The sequence below is a fragment of the Floridaenema evergladense BLCC-F167 genome (genome assembly GCF_041929205.2).
Classification (GTDB): domain Bacteria; phylum Cyanobacteriota; class Cyanobacteriia; order Cyanobacteriales; family Aerosakkonemataceae; genus Floridanema; species Floridanema evergladense.
Genome location: NZ_CM171625.1, coordinates 3,250,606 through 3,271,454, shown reverse-complemented (window position 1 = coordinate 3,271,454; position 20,849 = coordinate 3,250,606). Strand labels below are relative to the sequence as shown.

The 20,849-nt window shown below is 38.0% G+C and carries 9 protein-coding genes and 1 pseudogene; 9 read left to right on the top strand and 1 reads right to left on the bottom strand.

Annotated features, from left to right (window positions below; all coding sequences use genetic code 11):
• Nucleotides 1–4: 4 nt before the first annotated feature.
• The 9 genes from ACE1CA_RS15870 (at nucleotide 5) to ACE1CA_RS15830 (ending at nucleotide 20,507) form a co-directional block, all read left to right on the top strand.
• Nucleotides 5–1,327, top strand: coding sequence for a hybrid sensor histidine kinase/response regulator (locus ACE1CA_RS15870; RefSeq protein ID WP_413279675.1), 1,323 nt, complete (start codon nucleotides 5–7; stop codon nucleotides 1,325–1,327).
• A gap of 167 nt (nucleotides 1,328–1,494) precedes the next feature.
• Nucleotides 1,495–4,581: an ATP-binding protein gene (locus ACE1CA_RS15865; protein WP_486517395.1), complete on the top strand. Its 3,087-nt coding sequence runs from the start codon at nucleotides 1,495–1,497 to the stop codon at nucleotides 4,579–4,581.
• A gap of 145 nt (nucleotides 4,582–4,726) precedes the next feature.
• Nucleotides 4,727–7,090, top strand: a complete 2,364-nt coding sequence (locus ACE1CA_RS15860) for an ATP-binding protein (protein WP_486517394.1) — start codon at nucleotides 4,727–4,729, stop codon at nucleotides 7,088–7,090.
• A gap of 68 nt (nucleotides 7,091–7,158) precedes the next feature.
• Nucleotides 7,159–9,855, top strand: a complete 2,697-nt coding sequence (locus ACE1CA_RS15855) for a hybrid sensor histidine kinase/response regulator (protein ID WP_486517393.1) — start codon at nucleotides 7,159–7,161, stop codon at nucleotides 9,853–9,855.
• A gap of 14 nt (nucleotides 9,856–9,869) precedes the next feature.
• Entirely contained in the window at nucleotides 9,870–12,692 is a 2,823-nt protein-coding gene (locus ACE1CA_RS15850) for a hybrid sensor histidine kinase/response regulator (RefSeq protein ID WP_413275792.1), read from the top strand.
• A 3-nt stretch (nucleotides 12,693–12,695) separates the two neighbouring features.
• The gene (locus ACE1CA_RS15845) at nucleotides 12,696–15,455 is read left to right on the top strand and encodes a hybrid sensor histidine kinase/response regulator (RefSeq protein WP_486517392.1); all 2,760 of its coding nucleotides are present in this window, start codon (nucleotides 12,696–12,698) and stop codon (nucleotides 15,453–15,455) included.
• A gap of 35 nt (nucleotides 15,456–15,490) precedes the next feature.
• Nucleotides 15,491–17,980 (top strand): two-partner secretion domain-containing protein, encoded by a 2,490-nt coding sequence (locus ACE1CA_RS15840; protein ID WP_486517391.1) that lies wholly within the window; start codon nucleotides 15,491–15,493, stop codon nucleotides 17,978–17,980.
• A 150-nt stretch (nucleotides 17,981–18,130) separates the two neighbouring features.
• Nucleotides 18,131–19,450 carry a tetratricopeptide repeat protein gene (locus tag ACE1CA_RS15835; protein ID WP_486517390.1) on the top strand — a complete coding sequence of 440 codons (1,320 nt, stop codon included), beginning with the start codon at nucleotides 18,131–18,133 and terminating at the stop codon, nucleotides 19,448–19,450.
• Complete coding sequence (locus ACE1CA_RS15830; protein ID WP_486517389.1) at nucleotides 19,404–20,507, top strand: CHAT domain-containing protein; 1,104 nt, start codon at nucleotides 19,404–19,406, stop codon at nucleotides 20,505–20,507. Before ACE1CA_RS15835 ends, ACE1CA_RS15830 begins: the two co-directional genes overlap by 47 nt.
• A gap of 46 nt (nucleotides 20,508–20,553) precedes the next feature.
• Here ACE1CA_RS15830 and ACE1CA_RS15825 read toward each other — a convergent pair.
• Nucleotides 20,554–20,751 (bottom strand): annotated as a pseudogene (locus ACE1CA_RS15825) (UvrD-helicase domain-containing protein); the annotation flags it as partial.
• Between the last annotated feature and the right edge of the window lie 98 nt (nucleotides 20,752–20,849).

The window sequence follows — 20,849 nt, the reverse complement described above, 5'->3', positions numbered from 1 at the left end:
AACTATGATGACTCTTGAACCACATAAATTATTGATCGTTGATGATAACCCTACTAACATAAAAGTGCTTTTTGATTTTTTAAAAAATTATGGATTTAAGGTTTTAATTGCCAAAAATGGGGAAAATGCTCTTACTAAGTTAGAAGAAATTACTCCCGATTTAATTTTACTAGATATAATGATGCCAGGAATCAATGGCTTTGAAACTTGCGAACGAATTAAAGAAAATCCTAGTAACAGAGATGTCCCAATCATCTTTATGACAGCCTTAGCGGATACAGAAAATAAAGTTAAGGGTCTTTCTTTAGGTGCAGTAGATTACATTACTAAACCTTTCCAACAAGAAGAGGTTTTAGCCCGGATTAATTTACATCTTAAACTGCGTAGCTTAACCAAAGAATTAGCTGAGAAAAATCAGCAATTAAGTCAAATGAATGAGTTGTTAGAACATAAAGTTGAAGAAAGAACTTTAGAACTTAAAAAAGCTCAATCCCAACTAATTATAAGTGAAAAAATGTCTTCTTTGGGGCAATTAGTAGCGGGAATTGCTCACGAAATTAATAATCCAGTTGGGTTTATTTCGGGAAATTTGCAACATATTCGGCAATACACAGAAGACCTAATGAATTTAATTAATCTTTATCAAACAAATTATCCCAATCCAGTTCCAGAAATTGCAGAAGAAATTACCAATATTGAACTTGATTACTTGGTAGAAGATTTGCCTCAACTAATTGATTCTATGCAATCAGGAACCAAACGCATTGCTGATATTAGCCAGTCAATGCGGATCTTTTCTCGTGCAGATTCAAATAACAAAATTCGGTTCAATATTCATGAAGGAATTGATAGCACTTTGTTAATTCTTAAATACCGATTAAAGGCTAATGATAAACGTCCAGCAATTGAAGTAGTGAAAAATTATGGTAATCTACCTGAAATAGAGTGCTACCCCAGTCAATTAAATCAGGTTTTTATGAATTTAATTGTGAATGGGATCGAAGCTTTAGAAGAATTAAGTACTAAAGAAAATTTGGCAGAAAATAAAGTACGTAATCGTACAATCAATATTAACACTGAACACATTCAAAATGAGCAAATTGTAAAAATTATCATTCGAGATAATGGAATTGGTATTGAACCAGCAGTGCAAAAGAAGATTTTTGAATACTTATTTACTACTAAAGCTGTGGGTAAAGGAACGGGATTAGGGTTGTCAATTTCGCGTCAAATTGTTGAAGATAATCATCAGGGATCTTTGACCTTTAATTCTGTGTTTGGAGAAGGAACTGAATTTATCATTACATTACCGCTTTTGTCTTCTTAGAACTCTATTAAAATTTAAAAAATTACGATCGCTCTTCCCCGGCAAAGAGTGATTTTTATTTATTTTACTTACCTATTAAAAAACCACTAAATAATCTACGGTTTCACTACAACAGTGATAATATAACTGTGTCAAAGGCTATTTGAAAGCATTCTGTCAGCGGGAATATGAAGTTACATCTACGCTCAATATTAATTGCTCCTTTTGTATTACAAATCTTTGCAGCAGTAGGATTAACGGGATGGCTTTCCTTACGCAATGGACAAAAGGCAGTAGAAAATCTTGCCACTCAATTGCAGAGGGAAATAGGCGATCGCATCGAACAACACCTAAATAATTATTTAGAAAAACCCTATATTGTCAATCAAAACATTTTGAATGTAATAAATCTAGAATATGTCAATCCAAGAGAACCTCGAAGTATGGAAAGATACTTTTTGCAGCAAATGCAACTGTTTCACAAAGTAAGTTTGGTTCAAATAGGTAACGAGGAGAAAGAATATTATGGAATCGAACGTCGTAATAAGGGAACTTTTGTCGTATGGATTAGCGATCGCGCCACTGGTTACAATCTAAACATTTATGCTACTGACAAGCAAGGCAACCTGACGCAAAAGTTACTATATACCAAACCAAACTACGATCCCCGTAGCCGTCCTTGGTATAGCCCTTCTGCTACTAAAGGAAGATCGGTGTGGAGCGATATTTATGCTTATGCTAACAATTCTCAGCTTGCCATAACTCTGGGAGTTCCAGTTTACACTCAAGGCAGCAAGCTTGTTGGGGTTGTTGCTACAGATCTGATTCTATTAGATATTAATAAATTTCTTAGTCAGTTGAAAATTGGCACTTCAGGACAAATTTTTATTGTAGAACGTTCCGGGTTATTAGTTGCCAGTTCCACAAACGAAACTCCTTTTTTCTTGACAGGTAAAGACAAAAAATTCCAACGCTTACCAGCTGCTAATAGTCAAAATCAGTTAACACGAGTTACAGCGAAATTTTTACAGCAACACTTTGGTAATTTCACCAAAATTGGCAAGGCAGAACAAATTATATTTAAGATACATAGTGAACGACAATTTTTAAAAGTATTTCCTTATAAAGATAAGTTTGGTTTAGATTGGCTGATTGTAATTGTGGTGCCAGAAAAAGATTTTATGGCAGAAATCAACGCCAATACAAGGGTCACAATTTGGTTGTGTATAGCTGCATTAGGCATTGCTATAGTGTTAGGAATTTACACTTCCCGTTGGATTAGTCAACCAATTTTACGCCTCGCTCAATCCGCAGAAGCGATGTCTAAAGGGGATTTAAGTCAACAAGTAGCAGGAGGTGCGATCGCTGAAGTCAAAACTCTTGCCAGTGCCTTTAATCGCATGGCAATTCAATTAAAAGAGTTATTTTCAACTTTAGAGCAACGAGTACAAGAACGCACAGAAGCTTTGCGTGTCAGTCAAGAACGATTGCAGTTAGTTAATGAAAGCGTCAATGATGGAATTTGGGATTGGAATATCTGCACCAATCAAGTCTATTTTGCTCCTCAGTGGAAAAAAATATTAGGCTACTCAGACAGCGAAATTCCTCATCAACTTTTCAGTTGGGAAAATTTAGTCCATCCCGACGATTTACCAGAGGCGAAAAGGTCTGTGCAAGCTCACCTGGAGGGAAGAATAGAAACCTTTCACATCGAATTTCGGATGCGTCATAAACAGGGTCATTATCTTTGGATTTTGTCCCGTGCGAAAGTAGTAGAGCGAGATAATGAAGGTAAACCAATTCGTATGGTGGGATCGCATACGGATATTAGCGATCGCAAACAAACCGATCTAGAATTGCAAAAAGCCAAAGAAACCGCAGAAGTTGCCAACCAAGCTAAAAGCGAATTCTTAGCCAACATGAGCCACGAATTACGCACACCTTTAAACGGCATTCTCGGTTACGCACAAATTATGCAACGCTCTGATGACCTTAATCAACACCGCCAAGGAATTAAAGTAATTGAACAAGCAGGAAATCATTTACTAACTTTAATCAACGATATCCTTGATTTGGCAAAAATTGAAGCCAGAAAAATGGAATTACTCCCCAAAGATTTATATTTTCCTTCCTTTCTAGTTGGGGTAGCAGAAATCGCCAGAGTCAGGGCAGACAACAAAGGTATTCTTTTCAATTTTATTGAACCAGAAAATTTGCCTAATGGGATAATTGCTGATGAAAAACGGTTGCGGCAAGTCTTACTGAACTTGTTAGGAAATGCGATTAAATTTACCGACAAAGGCAGCGTCACCTTTCAAGTAGAAGTCTTAGCCATCCACAATAATACCAACCAAATTCGGTTTACTATTCAAGATACTGGAATCGGCATGACAACTGAACAATTGGAAAAAATATTCTTACCATTTGAACAAGTTGGCTCGAAATTCCGGCGTGCAGAAGGAACGGGATTAGGACTAGCTATTTGCCGTCAAATCGTCACCATGATGGGGAGCGAAATTCAAGTAATGAGTAACGTCGGATATGGTAGCACTTTCTGGTTTGAAATAAATTTGCCTTTGTCAAATGAATGGGTAAATGCTGCGGCTGTATCAGACAAAGGGAAGATAATTGGTTATCAGGGAGAACCGAAGAAAATTTTGATTGTAGATGATAAAGAAGTGAATCGAATAGTGATAGCTGAAGTGTTAAAACCTTTAGGGTTTTTAATAACAGAAGCGGAAAATGGACGAGAAGGGTTAGCAAAAATGGCAGAATTATCTGCCGATTTAATTATCAGTGATATTGCGATGCCAGAAATGGACGGCTATGAGTTTGTCAAAGAAATTCGGCAATTGTACTCGCCAGAATTACCAGTGTTAGCAGCGAGTGCTAGTGTCTCGCACTCAGATCAAAATTTAGCAATTACTGCGGGATATAATGACTTTTTAGAAAAGCCTTTAGACTTGGAAAAGTTACTGGTATTTGTGCAAAAATATTTGAACTTGCAATGGATTTATGAAGCAAAGAAATTCGAGGCTCAACCGTTACAATCACCGGAAGAAGAACAGATGATTTTCCCGACTCTTGAAGAGTTAACCACGCTCTATCAAGCAGTGAGAATAGGTGACATTATGGTGGTGGAAGAGGAAGCAAAACGACTGGCAAAAATCAATTTTCAATACCAGGCATTTTGCGATCGCATCCTCACCTTAGCTGCTGAATTTGATGAACCTGAGATTCGGAAGTTGATAGAATTAATAATCCCTCCGTCTTAGCTCCAATTTTTAATATCAAAGTTGTACAATCACTACAAAAGATTTCTCTAGAAAATTGCAAACTATTTCATTAAACATAAAATTTACATCAATTAGGGAAATTAAAACTGATTAATAATATGAAATTCAGCAAGGAAGATGAGAAATGAAAATAAAACTTTTACCTTATATTGCTTCGCTTGCCGCTTTTATTGTCGTAATCGGCGGAGTTGCCATTTTCGATCGAGCAGAGAGCGAACGATTTCGCCAAGAAGAACGAGCCAGAGTTTTAGCACAAACAAGTACTGTACGAGCCAAATTAGAAGGTTTTCTCAATGCGCGTCTTTTGCTGACGCGAGGTTTAGTCGCACTTATATCTACTAACCCTAATCTGGAAACCGAAAAATTTAACCAAATAGCCCGTATTCTTCTCATCCAAGAAACAGGAATCGATCGCATTTCTGCGGTGGAAGGCACCATTATTCGTTACACCTACCCCGATATGCAACGCGATCGGATTATGGGCGCAGATTTAAGCAAAATTCCCGGACAAATCGAAGTTATTGAACGGATGAAGCAGACCGGAGAAACCCAAATTGCCGGACCAGTAGAATTGGTGGAAGGGGGATCGGCTTTAATTAATTTTACCCCTGTATTTCTAGTAGATTCCTCAGAAAAAGGCAAATTTTGGGGTTCAGTAACCTTGTTGATTCGCGATCGCGTCCTGTTTGAGCAAGTAGGACTAACAGACCCTCATGCTCCCTTAAAGTACGCTCTCCGGGGTCGGGATGGTTTAGGATCGCAAGGAGAAGTCTTTTTCGGCGATCGCACTCTATTTGAGAAAAATCCCATTATTCTCAATATTTCCCTCCCTAGCGGTTCCTGGCAACTAGCCGCCCTGCCCAAGGAGGGTTGGCAAAACTCATCAACTAGTGCTTGGTGGTGGCGTTTGGGAGGCTTGATTGCCTCCCTTTCTTTTGCTACCGGAGTTTTTATTTTAGTCAGAGAACCCACACGCTTGCGGGTAGCGATCGCGCAAACGCGAAGTGCCAATGCTCTACTTAAAGCAGAGATTTTGGAACGAGAACGCATCGCACAAGCACTTCGAGAATCAGAAAGCCATCTTAAATTAGCCAAAGAAGCCGCAGAAGTTGCCAACCAAGCCAAAAGTGAATTCTTAGCCAACATGAGCCACGAATTACGCACACCTTTAAACGGCATTCTCGGTTACGCACAAATTATGCAACGTGCTGCTGACCTTAATCAATACCGCCAAGGGATTCAAGTAATTGAACAAGCAGGCTCTCATTTACTAACTTTAATTAACGATATCTTAGATTTGGCAAAAATTGAAGCCAGAAAAATGGAATTACTCCCCAAAGATTTGCATTTTCCTTCCTTTCTAGTTGGGGTAGCAGAAATTGCCAGAGTCAGGGCAGACAACAAAGGTATTCTTTTCAATTTTATTGAACCAGAAAATTTGCCTAATGGGATAATTGCTGATGAAAAACGGTTGCGGCAAGTCTTACTGAACTTGTTAGGAAATGCGATTAAATTTACCGACAAAGGCAGCGTCACCTTTCAAGTAGAAGTGTTAGCCATCCACAATAATACCAGCCAAATTCGGTTTACCATCCAAGATACTGGAATCGGCATGACAACCGAACAATTGGAAAAAATATTTTTGCCTTTTGAACAAGTTGGCTCGAAATTCCGGCGTGCAGAAGGAACGGGATTAGGACTAGCTATTTGCCGTCAAATCGTCACCATGATGGGGAGCGAAATTCAAGTAATGAGTAACGTCGGATATGGTAGCACTTTCTGGTTTGAAATAAATTTGCCTTTGTCAAATGAATGGGTAAATGCTGCGGCTGTATCAGACAAAGGGAAGATAATTGGTTATCAGGGAGAACCGAAGAAAATTTTGATTGTAGATGATAAAGAAGTGAATCGAATAGTGATAGCTGAAGTGTTAAAACCTTTAGGGTTTTTAATAACAGAAGCAGAAAATGGACGAGAAGGGTTAGCAAAAATGAGGGAATTATCTGCCGATTTAATTATCAGTGATATTGCGATGCCAGAAATGGACGGTTATGAGTTTGTCAAAGAAATTCGGCAATTGTACTCGCGAGAATTACCAGTGTTAGCAGCGAGTGCTAGTGTCTCGCACTCAGATCAAAGTTTAGCAATTACTGCGGGATATAATGACTTTTTAGAAAAGCCTTTAGACTTGGAGAAGTTATTGGTATTTGTGCAAAAATATTTGAACTTGCAATGGATTTATGAAGCAAAGAAATTCGAGTTTCAATCAGAACAACAACCAGAAAAAAACATAATTTCCCCGACTTTCGAGGAGTTAATTACACTCTACAAAGCAGTGAAAATAGGTGACATTATGGTGGTGGAAGAGGAAGCAAAACGACTGGCAAAAATCAATTCTCAATATCAGGCATTTTGCGATCGCATCCTCACCCTAGCCTCCGAATTTGACGAGCGGGGTATTGTGGAATTGGTTGAGCGCTGCAAATGAAGAAGCGATCGCTAATCTTAACCTTGCTACTACATACTTTAAGAAGAGAATGTTTTTATGAGTCTCTTATGAAAAAATTTCATTTATTCAACCAAATTCCACTCCGTTTATTACTAATTGTTCCTTTTTTAATCCAAGTTACCGGAGCAGTGGGTCTTGTAGGGTGGGTTTCCTTTCAGAATAGCCATAAAGTTGTAGAAGAGTTTGTCAAGCAGCTTACCCTTGAAGCAGGCTCAAAAGTTGAACAACATTTAAAGTCATTTCTCGAAAAGTCTCATGAAATAAATCGCAATCATCTGCGCCTAATCAAATCGAATTTTTTAAATTTAAACAATTTAACTCCTTGGGAATATTATTTGTGGCAAACCGTTCAACAAATGCCAGAACTAGCATTTACCAACGTTTCTAACAACGCCGGGGCACAACGTACTGGCGAACGGTTGGGAGATGGGAGTTTAACAATTAATAGAATTATTCCCGAAGAAAACTTTGTTTTCCGCGTTTATAACACGGATAGTCGCGGGAATATTACCACCATCGCCAAAGAATTAAAAAATCGCGATCCACGCCAAAGACCCTGGCGCAAAGCGGCGATCGCTGCTGGTCGGACAATTTGGAGCGAAACTCATGTCTCTTTTACCGAACCTGTGCTATTAATTTCAGCAGTGCAACCAATTGATGTCAATGATGATGGTATTTTTGAAGGAGTGTTAGCCACAAGCCTCAAACTTAATTATTTAGGAGCGTTTTTAAGCAAAATACAAGTTGGTAAAAAAGGTCAAGTACTGATTGTCGATCGTCAAGGAAATATTATTGCCAGTTCCACCAAAGAAACTCCTTTCGATCCTAAACACCAAACACTTTTACCTGCTACAAAAAGTAAAAACCTAATGATTCGCCAAATAGCGACAGAATTACAAAATCAATTTGGCTCTTTGGCAAAAATTAATCAAACAACTATAACGCAGGTATCGATCGATAACGAACACTATTTTATCAATGTCATTCCCTACCGAGACAATTATGGATTGGATTGGTCGATTATCATCTATGTTCCTGAATCTGACTTCACTGCTGAAATTGAAGCTAGCACCCGTCAAACCTTCTTTTTGTGTCTTCTTTCCCTGGTAGTTGCTACAGCACTTGGCATTTACACTTCCCGTTGGATTAATCAACCAATTTTACACCTCGCTCAATCTACAGAAGCTATGTCTAAAGGGGATTTAAACCAACAAGTTGCCGGAGGAAAAATTGCCGAACTTAATGTTCTTGCTAGTGCCTTCAATCGCATGGCAAAACAACTGAAAACTGCCTTCAACAATCTCGAACAAAAAGTTCAAGAACGTACTAATCAACTCACTGAAGCTAAAGAAGCCGCAGAAGTTGCCAACCAAGCCAAAAGTGAATTCTTAGCCAACATGAGCCACGAATTACGCACACCTTTAAACGGCATTCTCGGTTACGCACAAATTATGCAACGTGCTGCTGACCTTAATCAATACCGCCAAGGGATTCAAGTAATTGAACAAGCAGGTTCTCATTTATTGACTTTAATTAACGATATCCTTGATTTGGCAAAAATTGAAGCCAGAAAAATGGAATTACTCCCCAAAGATTTGCATTTTCCTTCCTTTCTAGTTGGGGTAGCAGAAATTGCCAGAGTCAGGGCAGACAACAAAGGTATTCTTTTCAATTTTATTGAACCAGAAAATTTGCCTAATGGGATAATTGCTGATGAAAAACGGTTGCGGCAAGTCTTACTGAACTTGTTAGGAAATGCGATTAAATTTACCGACAAAGGCAGCGTCACCTTTCAAGTAGAAGTGTTAGCCATCCACAATAATACCAGCCAAATTCGGTTTACCATCCAAGATACTGGAATCGGCATGACAACCGAACAATTGGAAAAAATATTTTTGCCTTTTGAACAAGTTGGCTCGAAATTCCGGCGTGCAGAAGGAACGGGATTAGGACTAGCTATTTGCCGTCAAATCGTCACCATGATGGGGAGCGAAATTCAAGTAATGAGTAACGTCGGATATGGTAGCACTTTCTGGTTTGAAATAAATTTGCCTTTGTCAAATGAATGGGTAAATGCTGCGGCTGTATCAGACAAAGGGAAGATAATTGGTTATCAGGGAGAACCGAAGAAAATTTTGATTGTAGATGATAAAGAAGTGAATCGAATAGTGATAGCTGAAGTGTTAAAACCTTTAGGGTTTTTAATAACAGAAGCGGAAAATGGACGAGAAGGGTTAGCAAAAATGGCGGAATTATCTGCCGATTTAATTATCAGTGATATTGCGATGCCAGAAATGGACGGTTATGAGTTTGTCAAAGAAATTCGGCAATTGTACTCGCGAGAATTACCAGTGTTAGCAGCGAGTGCTAGTGTCTCGCACTCAGATCAAAGTTTAGCAATTACTGCGGGATATAATGACTTTTTAGAAAAGCCTTTAGACTTGGAAAAGTTACTGGTATTTGTGCAAAAGTATTTGAACTTACAATGGATTTATGAAGAAAATAAAACTAAATTTCAACCGGAACAATCACCGGAAGAAGAACAGATGATTTTCCCAACTTCTGAGGAGTTAATCACGCTATATCAAGCAGTGAAAATAGGTGATATTATGGTGGTGGAAGAGGAAGCAAAACGACTGGCAAAAATCAATTCTCAATATCAGGCATTTTGCGATCGCGTCCTCACCCTAGCCTCTGAATTTGATGAAAATGGCATCATCAAATTGGTAGAACATAAAATATAAAAAACTAGAAATTTATGATCGATCAATCTACTCAATTAAATCTACTTAATGCTAATACATCTCGCTGGTATCGTTCCCTGAATTTTAGATTAATGCTGGGAATTGGAATGTTAACTTGCGGCTTAATGGGCAGTTTAATGATAGTAACAAATACTTTCGGTAAGCAGATGATTTTAGCAGAATCATCTCGATTTATAGAGCAAACTGGAGAAACAACCATCGCTAAGTTAAGCGCTCGATCGCGAGAAATTGCTGCTTTAACAAATACGATCGCCGAAATTTCGCTAAATTTGCCCAAAAGTGAAGCAAATTTTCAAAAAGTTTTACCCAAATTATTTAATTTTAATCGAGATTTAAGCGTTGCTGGTGGAGGAATTTGGCCTGAACCTTATAAATTTTCTTCTCAAATTGAGCGACGCAGTTTTTTCTGGGGTAGAGAACTTGATGGCAAACTCAAATATTATGATAATTACAATAATCCCACAGGTGGATATCATCAAGAAGAATGGTATTTAGTTGCTCGCTATTTAAAACCCGGACGTTGTTTTTGGAGTCGTGCTTATATCGATCCTTACTCACGACAACCGATGGTAACTTGCACTGTAGCTATGCGAGAGAAAAATCAATTATGGGGTGCTGCTACTATTGACTTAAAATTAGAGGGTTTGCAAGAATTACTTAACATAATTCAAAAAAAAACAGGTGGTTATATTTTTATAGTCGATCGCCACAATCGGTTTATTACCATACCACACCTGTTACCCAAAAAAGTACATTTACATTTAAATCAATATCACTTACTAGATGCTCGTGAACTAAGTAGAATTCAGCCAGAATTTACCGAAATTTATCGCGCTTTAGAAGCAATAAATCAACAATTTGTCAGCAATGTAAACCAAACTGATAAAAAGTATCAACGAATTCTGCAAACTTTGCGCCAAGCAAAAAACAATATTCCCATTGAAGAGAGCAAATTAATTACTGCTACTATTATCAACCCTTTGGACGATCGTAACAATCATTTACTCAGTAGTTTTGTAGTAAAAAAAGATTGGCTGTTAGGAGAATCTAGCACAGTTTACATTTTCTATATTCCTAACTCCAATTGGAAATTAACGATCGTTAAACCAATCTCCGAAGCTACAGCACCATACACTAAAATAATCTATCAATTCATGCAAATTATGTTAACAATTCTCTTGTTAGCATTTGCGATCAGTGCGTTCGTCATTCGCTGTACCATAGTAAGACCGATCGATCATCTCAGTAATGCCAGCCAACTAATTGCTAATGGCGATCTCAATCAAAAAGTTAACATTAAAGGCATTAAAGAATTAGAAATTTTAGCTAATTCTTTTAATCGCATGGCAAACCAACTCAAAACCGCCTTCAACAATCTCGAACAAAAAGTTGCCGAACGTACCGCCCAACTAGCTGAAGCTAAAGAAGCCGCAGAAGTTGCCAACCAAGCCAAAAGCGAATTCTTAGCCAACATGAGCCACGAATTACGCACACCTTTGAACGGCATTCTTGGTTACGCACAAATTATGCAACGTGCTGCTGACCTCAATCAACACCGCAAAGGAATTCAAGTAATTGAACAAGCAGGAAATCATTTATTGACCTTAATTAACGACATTCTTGATTTGGCAAAAATCGAAGCCAGAAAAATGGAATTACTCCCCAAAGATTTACATTTTCCTTCCTTTCTGATTGGGGTAGCAGAAATTGCTAGAGTCAGAGCCGAAAACAAAAATATTATTTTCAATTTTGTAGAGCCAGAAAACTTACCAACCGGAGTAGTTGTCGATGAAAAAAGGTTGCGGCAAGTCTTATTGAACTTGTTAGGAAATGCGATTAAATTTACCGACAAAGGCAGCGTCACCTTTAAAGTAGAAGTCTTAGCCATCCACAATAATACCAGCCAAATTCGGTTTACTATTCAAGATACAGGAATTGGCATGACTACCGAACAATTAGAAAAAATATTCTTACCATTTGAACAAGTTGGCTCAAGATTTCGGCGTGCAGAAGGAACGGGATTAGGACTAACTATTTGCCGTCAAATCGTCACCATGATGGGAAGTGAAATTCAAGTAATTAGTAACGTCGGATATGGCAGTACTTTCTGGTTTGAAGTCAATTTGCCTTTGTCTAATGAATGGGTAAATGCTGCGGCTGTTTCAGACAAAGGTAAGATAATTGGCTACCAGGGAGAACCGAAGAAAATTTTAATAGTTGATGATAAAGAAGTGAATCGAATAGTGATAGCTGAAGTGTTAAAACCTTTAGGGTTCTTGATAACGGAAGCCGAAAATGGACGGGAAGGGTTAGCAAAAATGACAGAGGTTTCGGCGGATTTAATTATCAGCGATATTGCGATGCCAGAAATGAACGGTTATGAGTTTGTCAAAGAATTGCGTCAATTGTACTCGCTAGAATTACCGACCGTAGCAGCCAGTGCCAGTGTCTCAGAATCCGATCAAAGTTTAGCAATTACTGCGGGATACAATGACTTTTTAGAAAAGCCTTTAGACTTGGAAAAGTTACTGGTATTTGTGCAAAAGTATTTGAACTTGCAATGGATTTATGAAGCAAAGAAAATGGAGGTTCAACCGGAACAACAACCGGAAGAACAAATAATTTCTCCAACTTTTGAGGAGTTAACCACACTCTACCAAGCAGTGAGAATAGGTGACATTATGGTTGTGGAAGAGGAAGCAAAAAGATTGGCACAAATGAATCCTTTGTATCAAGAATTTTGCGATCGCATCCTCACCCTAGCCGCTGATTTTGATGACGGTGGTATTATCAAATTGATCGAACACAGAAAATAAAAAATGAACATGAAATATTTTAATTTTACATCAATTAAGCGAGAACTATCTCCCAATTCCCGCTCTTTTTCTTTACGCTTAGTCCTCATTGTTCCTTTTCTAATAGAAATTTTTGCAACAGTAGGATTAATTGGTTATCTTTCCTTTCGTAATGGGCAAAAAGCAGTTAATGATTTAGCAAGTCAATTACGTAATGAAGTAACAAATCGGATTCAAGATCACCTCGAAACGTTTATTACCACACCTCAATTAATTAATCAGATTAATATCGATGCAGCTAAACTCAAGCAAATTAATTTTCAAGATTTAAATTCTTTAGAGCATCATTTCTGGCAACAATCTCGGCGTTTTGATACTGCAACGATTATTGCTTATGCTAATCAAGAAGGTCAATATGTGTGGTCAGGAAAGCAATTTTCTTTAACTGGGGAAAGTGATATCGTAGTTGGTCAAGTAGAAAATCCAGTTAAAGGAAACTATACTTACAATGTAGATATTCAAGGAAATCGTAAAAACATAATTTCTCTAACTCCAAACTTTGATGCGCGGAGTCGTCCTTGGTATAAGAAAGCTGTGCAAGTAAATAAATCCGCTTGGAGTAACATTTTTGTTTGGCAGTTACCACCCCACGATGTAGTTCTCCCTGCTGTGCAACCAGTATTAGATGATAGTAATCAATTAATAGGTGTGTTGCGAGTAGATGTGAGTTTATTAAGAATTAGCAAATTCCTTCAGCAATTGAAAGTTAGTCGTTCAGGAAAAACTTTTATAATTGAGCGCAGTGGAGAGTTAGTTGCTACTTCAATAGCCGAGAAACCATTCTTATTTGATAAAAATCAAAAGCCCGTTAGACTAAAAGCCACTAATAGTAAAGACCCTCTAATTCGAGCTACATCCGAGTATTTAGTCACTTCTGTTCCCTATTTTCAACAAATATCAACTACCCAAAGTTTAGATTTTAAATTTAACGGAGAACGTCAATTTTTACAAATCACTCCTTTCCAAGATGCCAGAGGTTTAGATTGGTTAATTGTAGTAGTGGTTCCAGAAAGTGATTTTACGCAGCAGATTAAAACTAATAACTACGTTACGATTATATTGTGTTTTTTAGCTTTACTAATAGCCATAGTTATTGGAATTTTAACGTCTAATTGGATTGTTTTACCAATTCAGAGGTTAAGTCAAGCCAGTAAAGCGATCGCAGATGGCAAATTAGAACAAAATATCCCCTCTTTTGCTATTAAAGAATTAGGTATATTAGCTACAGCTTTCAATTACATGAGTAAGCAATTAAAAGAATCTTACAAATCTTTAGAACAAAAAGTCACCGAACGCACCGCCCAACTCGCCGAAGCTAAAGAAACCGCAGAAGTTGCTAACCAAGCTAAAAGCGAATTCTTAGCCAACATGAGCCACGAATTACGCACACCTTTAAACGGCATTCTCGGTTATGCACAAATTATGCAACGTGCTGATGACCTTAACGAACATCGCAAAGGAATTCAGGTAATTGAACAAGCAGGTTCTCATTTACTAACTTTAATTAACGATATCTTAGATTTGGCAAAAATTGAAGCCAGAAAAATGGAATTACTCCCCAAAGATTTGCATTTTCCTTCCTTTCTAGTTGGGGTAGCAGAAATTGCTAGAGTCAGGGCAGACAACAAAGGTATTCTTTTCAATTTTATTGAACCAGAAAATTTGCCTAATGGGATAATTGCTGATGAAAAACGGTTGCGGCAAGTCTTACTGAACTTGTTAGGAAATGCGATTAAATTTACCGACAAAGGCAGCGTCACCTTTCAAGTAGAAGTGTTAGCCATCCACAATAATACCAGCCAAATTCGGTTTACCATCCAAGATACTGGAATCGGCATGACAACCGAACAATTGGAAAAAATATTTTTGCCATTTGAACAAGTTGGCTCAAAATTCCGGCGTGCAGAAGGAACGGGATTAGGACTAGCTATTTGCCGTCAAATCGTCACCATGATGGGGAGCGAAATTCAAGTAATGAGTAACGTCGGATATGGTAGCACTTTCTGGTTTGAAATAAATTTGCCTTTGTCAAATGAATGGGTAAATGCTGCGGCTTTATCAGACAAAGGGAAGATAATCGGTTATCAGGGAGAACCGAAGAAAATTTTGATTGTAGATGATAAAGAAGTGAATCGAATAGTGATAGCTGAAGTGTTAAAACCTTTAGGGTTTTTAATAACAGAAGCGGAAAATGGACGAGAAGGGTTAGCAAAAATGGCAGAATTATCTGCCGATTTAATTATCAGTGATATTGCGATGCCAGAAATGGACGGTTATGAATTTGTCAAAGAAATTCGGCAATTGTACTCGCCAGAATTACCAGTGTTAGCAGCCAGTGCCAGTGTCTCACACTCAGATCAAAGTTTAGCAATTACTGCGGGATATAATGACTTTTTAGAAAAGCCTTTAGACTTGGAAAAGTTACTGGTATTTGTGCAAAAGTATTTGAACTTACAATGGATTTATGAAGAAAATAAAACTAAATTTCAACCGGAACAATCACCGGAAGAAGAACAGATGATTTTCCCAACTTCTGAGGAGTTAATCACGCTATATCAAGCAGTGAAAATAGGTGATATTATGGTGGTGGAAGAGGAAGCAAAACGACTGGCAAAAATCAATTCTCAATATCAGGCATTTTGCGATCGCGTCCTCACCCTAGCCTCTGATTTTGACGAATCTGGGATTCTAAAGTTAATAAAATCAGCTGTTTCTATTGATTAAGTTAATTGTCCAAATATCAAGACAACTTTCCTGTTATGTCAAAATTAAAAACATCCATGCACACAAATAAACCGAGTAAAATTCAGTGGGTAATGTCTTTTACTAGTCTACTATTATTTCTGGATTCAGTAAGCATAGTACAAGCCCAAATTGTTCCTGATACCACATTGCCTAATCGATCGATCGTTATCCAGCAAGGAAATACTTTTAACATTGAAGGAGGAACCACATTAAATAACAATCTTTTCCACAGTTTTCGAGAATTTTCTGTTCCTACTGCTACAGAAGCTTTTTTTAATAATAATAGCAATATTCAAAATATTTTCACTCGCGTAACTGGTCAAAATATTTCCAATATTGATGGGTTAATTAGAGCCAATGGAAATGCTAACCTATTTTTAATCAATCCCAACGGGATTATATTCGGAGCCAATGCCAAACTAAATATTGGCGGTTCATTTTTGGGAACTACTGCTCAGAGCATGATCTTTCAAAACGGACAAGAATTTAGTGCTACCAATCCGAATACTCCCCCATTGCTCACAGTTAATGTTCCTGTAGGACTACAATTTGGAGCAAATCCAGGCAATATTCAAGTAGCAGGAAATGGATACGATATTCAAGTTAGAATTACCAGTTTTACCCCTATAAGTGGTGCAGGACAAAGTAAGCAAGGACTGCGAGTACAACCAGCAAGAACCTTAGCTTTATTAGGGGGAAATTTAATTATAAATGGTGGTATATTGACGGCACCAGGAGGTAGAATTGAATTGGGATCGGTTAGCAATTCTCTAGTTAATATTGAACCAGATGTTAATGGTTGGCAGTTTAATTATCAAGCAGTACAAAACTGGAATGACATTCAAATGTCTAGTCACGCTTTAGCAGATGCTAGTGGTGTGGGAAGCAGTACAGTACAAGTGCAAGCCAGAAATTTGGTATTAAGAGATGGTTCGTTAATTTTAATTCAAAACCAAGGCTCTCAACCAACTGGAATTATTCATATTAATGCTGTAGAATCAATAAAACTCAGCGGGATAAGCCAAAATGCTAACTTTGGTGGTGGGTTACGTACAGAAACAGTTACTGTTGGAGAAAGTGCTGATATTTCCATTGCAACAAAAAGGTTGTTAATTGAACAAGGAGCAGCTATTTTGTCTCGCACTTTCAGTCAAGGTAGAAGTGCTAATATTACGATCGATGCTACATTATCAACAGATATAACTGAACCTTCCTCAGCTAATTTGAATTTAGGTAGCGCCATTAGTAATAATTCTTTAAATTCAGGATTTATCGGAAATACAACGCTCAATACAGGAAATTTAAGGCTTGTAAATTCAGGAGCGATAATCTCTAGCGTTCTTGGTAGTGGTGGAGGCGGAACGATTAAAGTTAATGCTACTGGATCTATAGAAATAATTGGTGTAACACCTAATATCGGCAGTTTTCCTAGTGCTATTTCTAGTAGTTCTTTTAATATTGGAAATGCGGGTGCGGTGGAGATCGCTACTCCTAAATTAGTAGCCAGGAATGGCGGAGTTATAGCCAGTTCTGGTTTGAGTAGTGGGAATGCGGGAAACATTACGATCGATGCTTCTGTGATAGATTTTCGTGGGAGAAGTCGGGATTTTAATAGTGGAGCCAGTTCATCTGTTGCCATCCCTAGTCCACAGGTACAACAAGCTTTTAGACTGACAAATCAACCTACTGGCAACGCTGGACAAGTGACAATAAATGCTTCTGTAGTGAGAATTTCCGATCGCGCTGAAGTTACAGTTCTTAATCAAGGTACAGGAGATGGTGGTCAACTTTCAATTAATGCCAACCAATTTTTTCTCAACTCTGGTGGATTAATTGCTGCTTCTACAAACATAGGAAATGGCGGTAATATTGACCTGAAAATTAATGATTCTCTGCAACTGCGATCGGGAAATCAAATTTCTGCTCAAGCAGGTGAAATTGGTAACGGTGGTAATCTCACAATTCATGCCAATACAATTACCATTTTAGAAAATAGCAGTGTTAATGCTAATGCTGTTGCCGGAAAAGGTGGCAATATTCAAATCGTTACACAAGGTTTATTTCTTGCTCCTAAAAGCAGCATTACTGCTTCTTCGCAATTCGGAGTTTCTGGTACTGTTTCTGTTAACTCTCCTGATGTCCAACCCAGTGCGGAATTAATCGAATTACCAAATCAATTACCAGACCCTTCTGCACAAATTATTGTCGGTTGCGCTAGACCGGGGGAAAATACTTTTACCGTCACCGGACGTGGTGGTTTACCTGAATCTCCTTCCATGCCATTTAGCAGCGAGGAAATCTGGCAAGATATGACTGATTATAGCAGTCAACTTTCTTGGCAGAATTCTACTACTAATTCACCCATAGAGGCAAAGGAAAAGGAACCGGAATTGATCGAGGCTACAGGTTGGCAGGTAAATGAACAAGGGGAAGTGGTTTTAGTAGCTACTAACTCGAATTCTCTTCCGATATTCGATCGCCTATCCCGTTGTCAAAAACTTTAAACATAATTATTGTCAATAAGTCAATAGTAAGGCTTAAGATAACCTTAATCTTATAGTTATTTGTCTCGTGATACTATTCCATTGAATAGAAAAATTACCATTGCGTAATAAGACAAGCAGCACAAAAAAATGTTTAAATAACTATTACTTATGTACAGATTTTTAACCAAAACTGTTTCCCAGTTGAGCAAAAATTGCAAAAAGCTTTTATGGCGGTCTTATTTATACATTGCGGTAGGGTTTTTCACAGTATTGTTATTATTAGTTCTACCTATTTTCGCTGGTTCTCCTTACAATATGGTAGTAATGGAACAAGCGTCAGCATCCGAACGATCGCCAGAAATAGGAATAAAATTGTATGAAGAGGGACGTTACCAAGAGGCGATCGAACTCTGGCAACAACAACTGCGGAATTTGACAGCACAAGGGCTGATTTTACCCCAAGCTGTAGTGTTAAATTATTTATCTTCCGCTTATCAAGATTTGGCAGAATGGCAGCTTGCTAATACAAGTATCGAGCGCAGCATTAAATTATTAGAAACTCAAAATAATCAAGAGCGAAGTAGGTTGTCTGCACTGGCACAAGCTTTAAATACCAAAGGAAGATTGCAACTGAAATTGGGGAATACAGAGTTAGCTTTATTAACTTGGAGAACATCTCAATCTTTATATCAAAAAGCAGAAAATCAAAGGGGTGTATTAGGAAGTCAAATTAATCAAGTGCAAGCATTACGGATTATGGGACAGTACCGCAATGCTTACTATTTGGTTAGAGAAATAGCCTCACAACTTCAGGAATTAAAAGATGTAAAATTCAAAGCATCTGGATTGCGAAGTTTAGGAAATGTATTGCAATTAATAGGTGATTCCGAACAAGCGATCGCAGTTTTACAACAAAGTTTCACGCTCAAAGATCCAGAAATCACCAATAACGATCGCGCTGCTACCTTACTAAATTTAGGTAACATAGCCAGAAACTTACAAGCAACCAAAGAAGCGCTGAATTTGTATCAAAAAGCCATAGAACTTGCCAGCGAGCCCTTGTTAAAAACTAAAGCACAACTAAATCAATTAAGCTTAATTGTAGAAGAAAAAAGCTCCCAAATACCCCTTAGCTTAATTCCCCAAATCAAAGCGCAAATTGCTAATCTTTCACCCAGTCGCGCCTCTGTTTACCTTCGAGTCAATTTGGCGGAAAGTTTAACTCAATTAGCAATTCAAAATCCTGGTAATTCCTCAATTCCTAATTGGCAAGAAATTGCTGATGATTTAGCTACAGCAATCAAAATTTCTCGCTCGCTTTCCGACGAACTAGCCCAAGCTTACGCACTCAATCAACTGAGTCAAATTTACGAATACCAAAAACAGAATCAAGAAGCTAAACGCCTTGCCCAACAAGCTTTGCAAATAGCCCAAAATCAAAATGGCACGGGAAGTAATCCAGGCTTTACAATTAGCAGAATTAGATAATTTCTTCAAAGATACTTGCTTAAATGTTAGCCCAGTACGAATTGACAATGTAGACCCGACAGCGGCGATAATTTATCCGATTTTTTTGAGCGATCGCTTAGAAGTAATAGTATCTATTCCTCAACAACCCCTACAACATTATGCTACTCGATTACCTAAAACAGAAATCGATCGCACTTTACAAAAACTCTACTCCTCATTCAATTTAGAATATTCCGACAAAGAACGCCTCCGCTATTCCCAAGAAGTGTATAATTGGCTAATTAAACCAATCAAAGCACAGTTAGACAGTAACGGAATCAAAACTTTAGTCTTTGTTTTAGATGGATTTTTACGAAATATACCGCTCGCAGCACTCCATGATGGTAAACAATATTTAATCGAACAGTATGCAGTTGCTCTTAGTTCGGGATTACATCTTCTCAGTCCGCAAACTTTACCAAAAGGAAACATTAACTTACTAACAGCTGGATTAACCGAAGGACTTCAAGGTTTTGCTCCTTTACCAGCTGTAGCTTACGAAATGAAAGAAATCGCTGATGAAATTAATTCACATCCAACAATTTTACTGAATAATAAATTTACTCGTTTACATTTTAAAACTTATGTAAAAAAAGAAGATTTTAATGTGATTCACCTAGCTACTCACGGTCAATTTAGTTCTAATCCCGAAGAAACTTTTCTCCTGACATGGGATGGCAGAATTAATGTTAAGGAATTAGATGAACTCTTGCAAGTGCGGAATCGAAATTTGCCCAATCCACTGCAACTTTTAGTTTTAAGTGCTTGTCAAACAGCCCAAGGCGATCGCCGTGCTGCATTAGGTTTAGCTGGGATGGCTTTGCGATCGGGTGCCCGCAGTACCCTAGCTACCTTGTGGTCTGTACGTGACGAATCAACCGCTCAATTAATGATCGATTTTTATCGTCAACTCACTAAAGATAGTGTTACAAAAGCCGAAGCATTACGTCAAGCTCAGTTAACTTTACTGAGTAATTCCGAATACAAACATCCTTTTTTCTGGGCTCCTTTTGTTTTAATTGGTAATTGGTTGTAGTCGGTACTACTACAGATAATCTCGCTCAACTTAGGCAGAAGAGGGGTTGGGTGTTAAAAGTGACAGCGAGGATATTTTCGGGATCGATTTTATGCTTAAGGATGAGGTTGGCAATGCGATAAGTCAAAGCTCTAGTTTTACCGGAACCTGCACCAGCAACAACCAACAGAGAACCGCAGTGATGTTCCACTGCGCGACGTTGACTAGGGTTAAGATGGCTGAGAAAATCAGAAATTGTCGTCATAATTGCTAAGAGTGCTATGCTGCTAAAACCGCAGAATATGCTTTTTCATAGTACGTCATTCTCAATGGGTTTGCTCAAGAAAACAGAAATTTTACTGA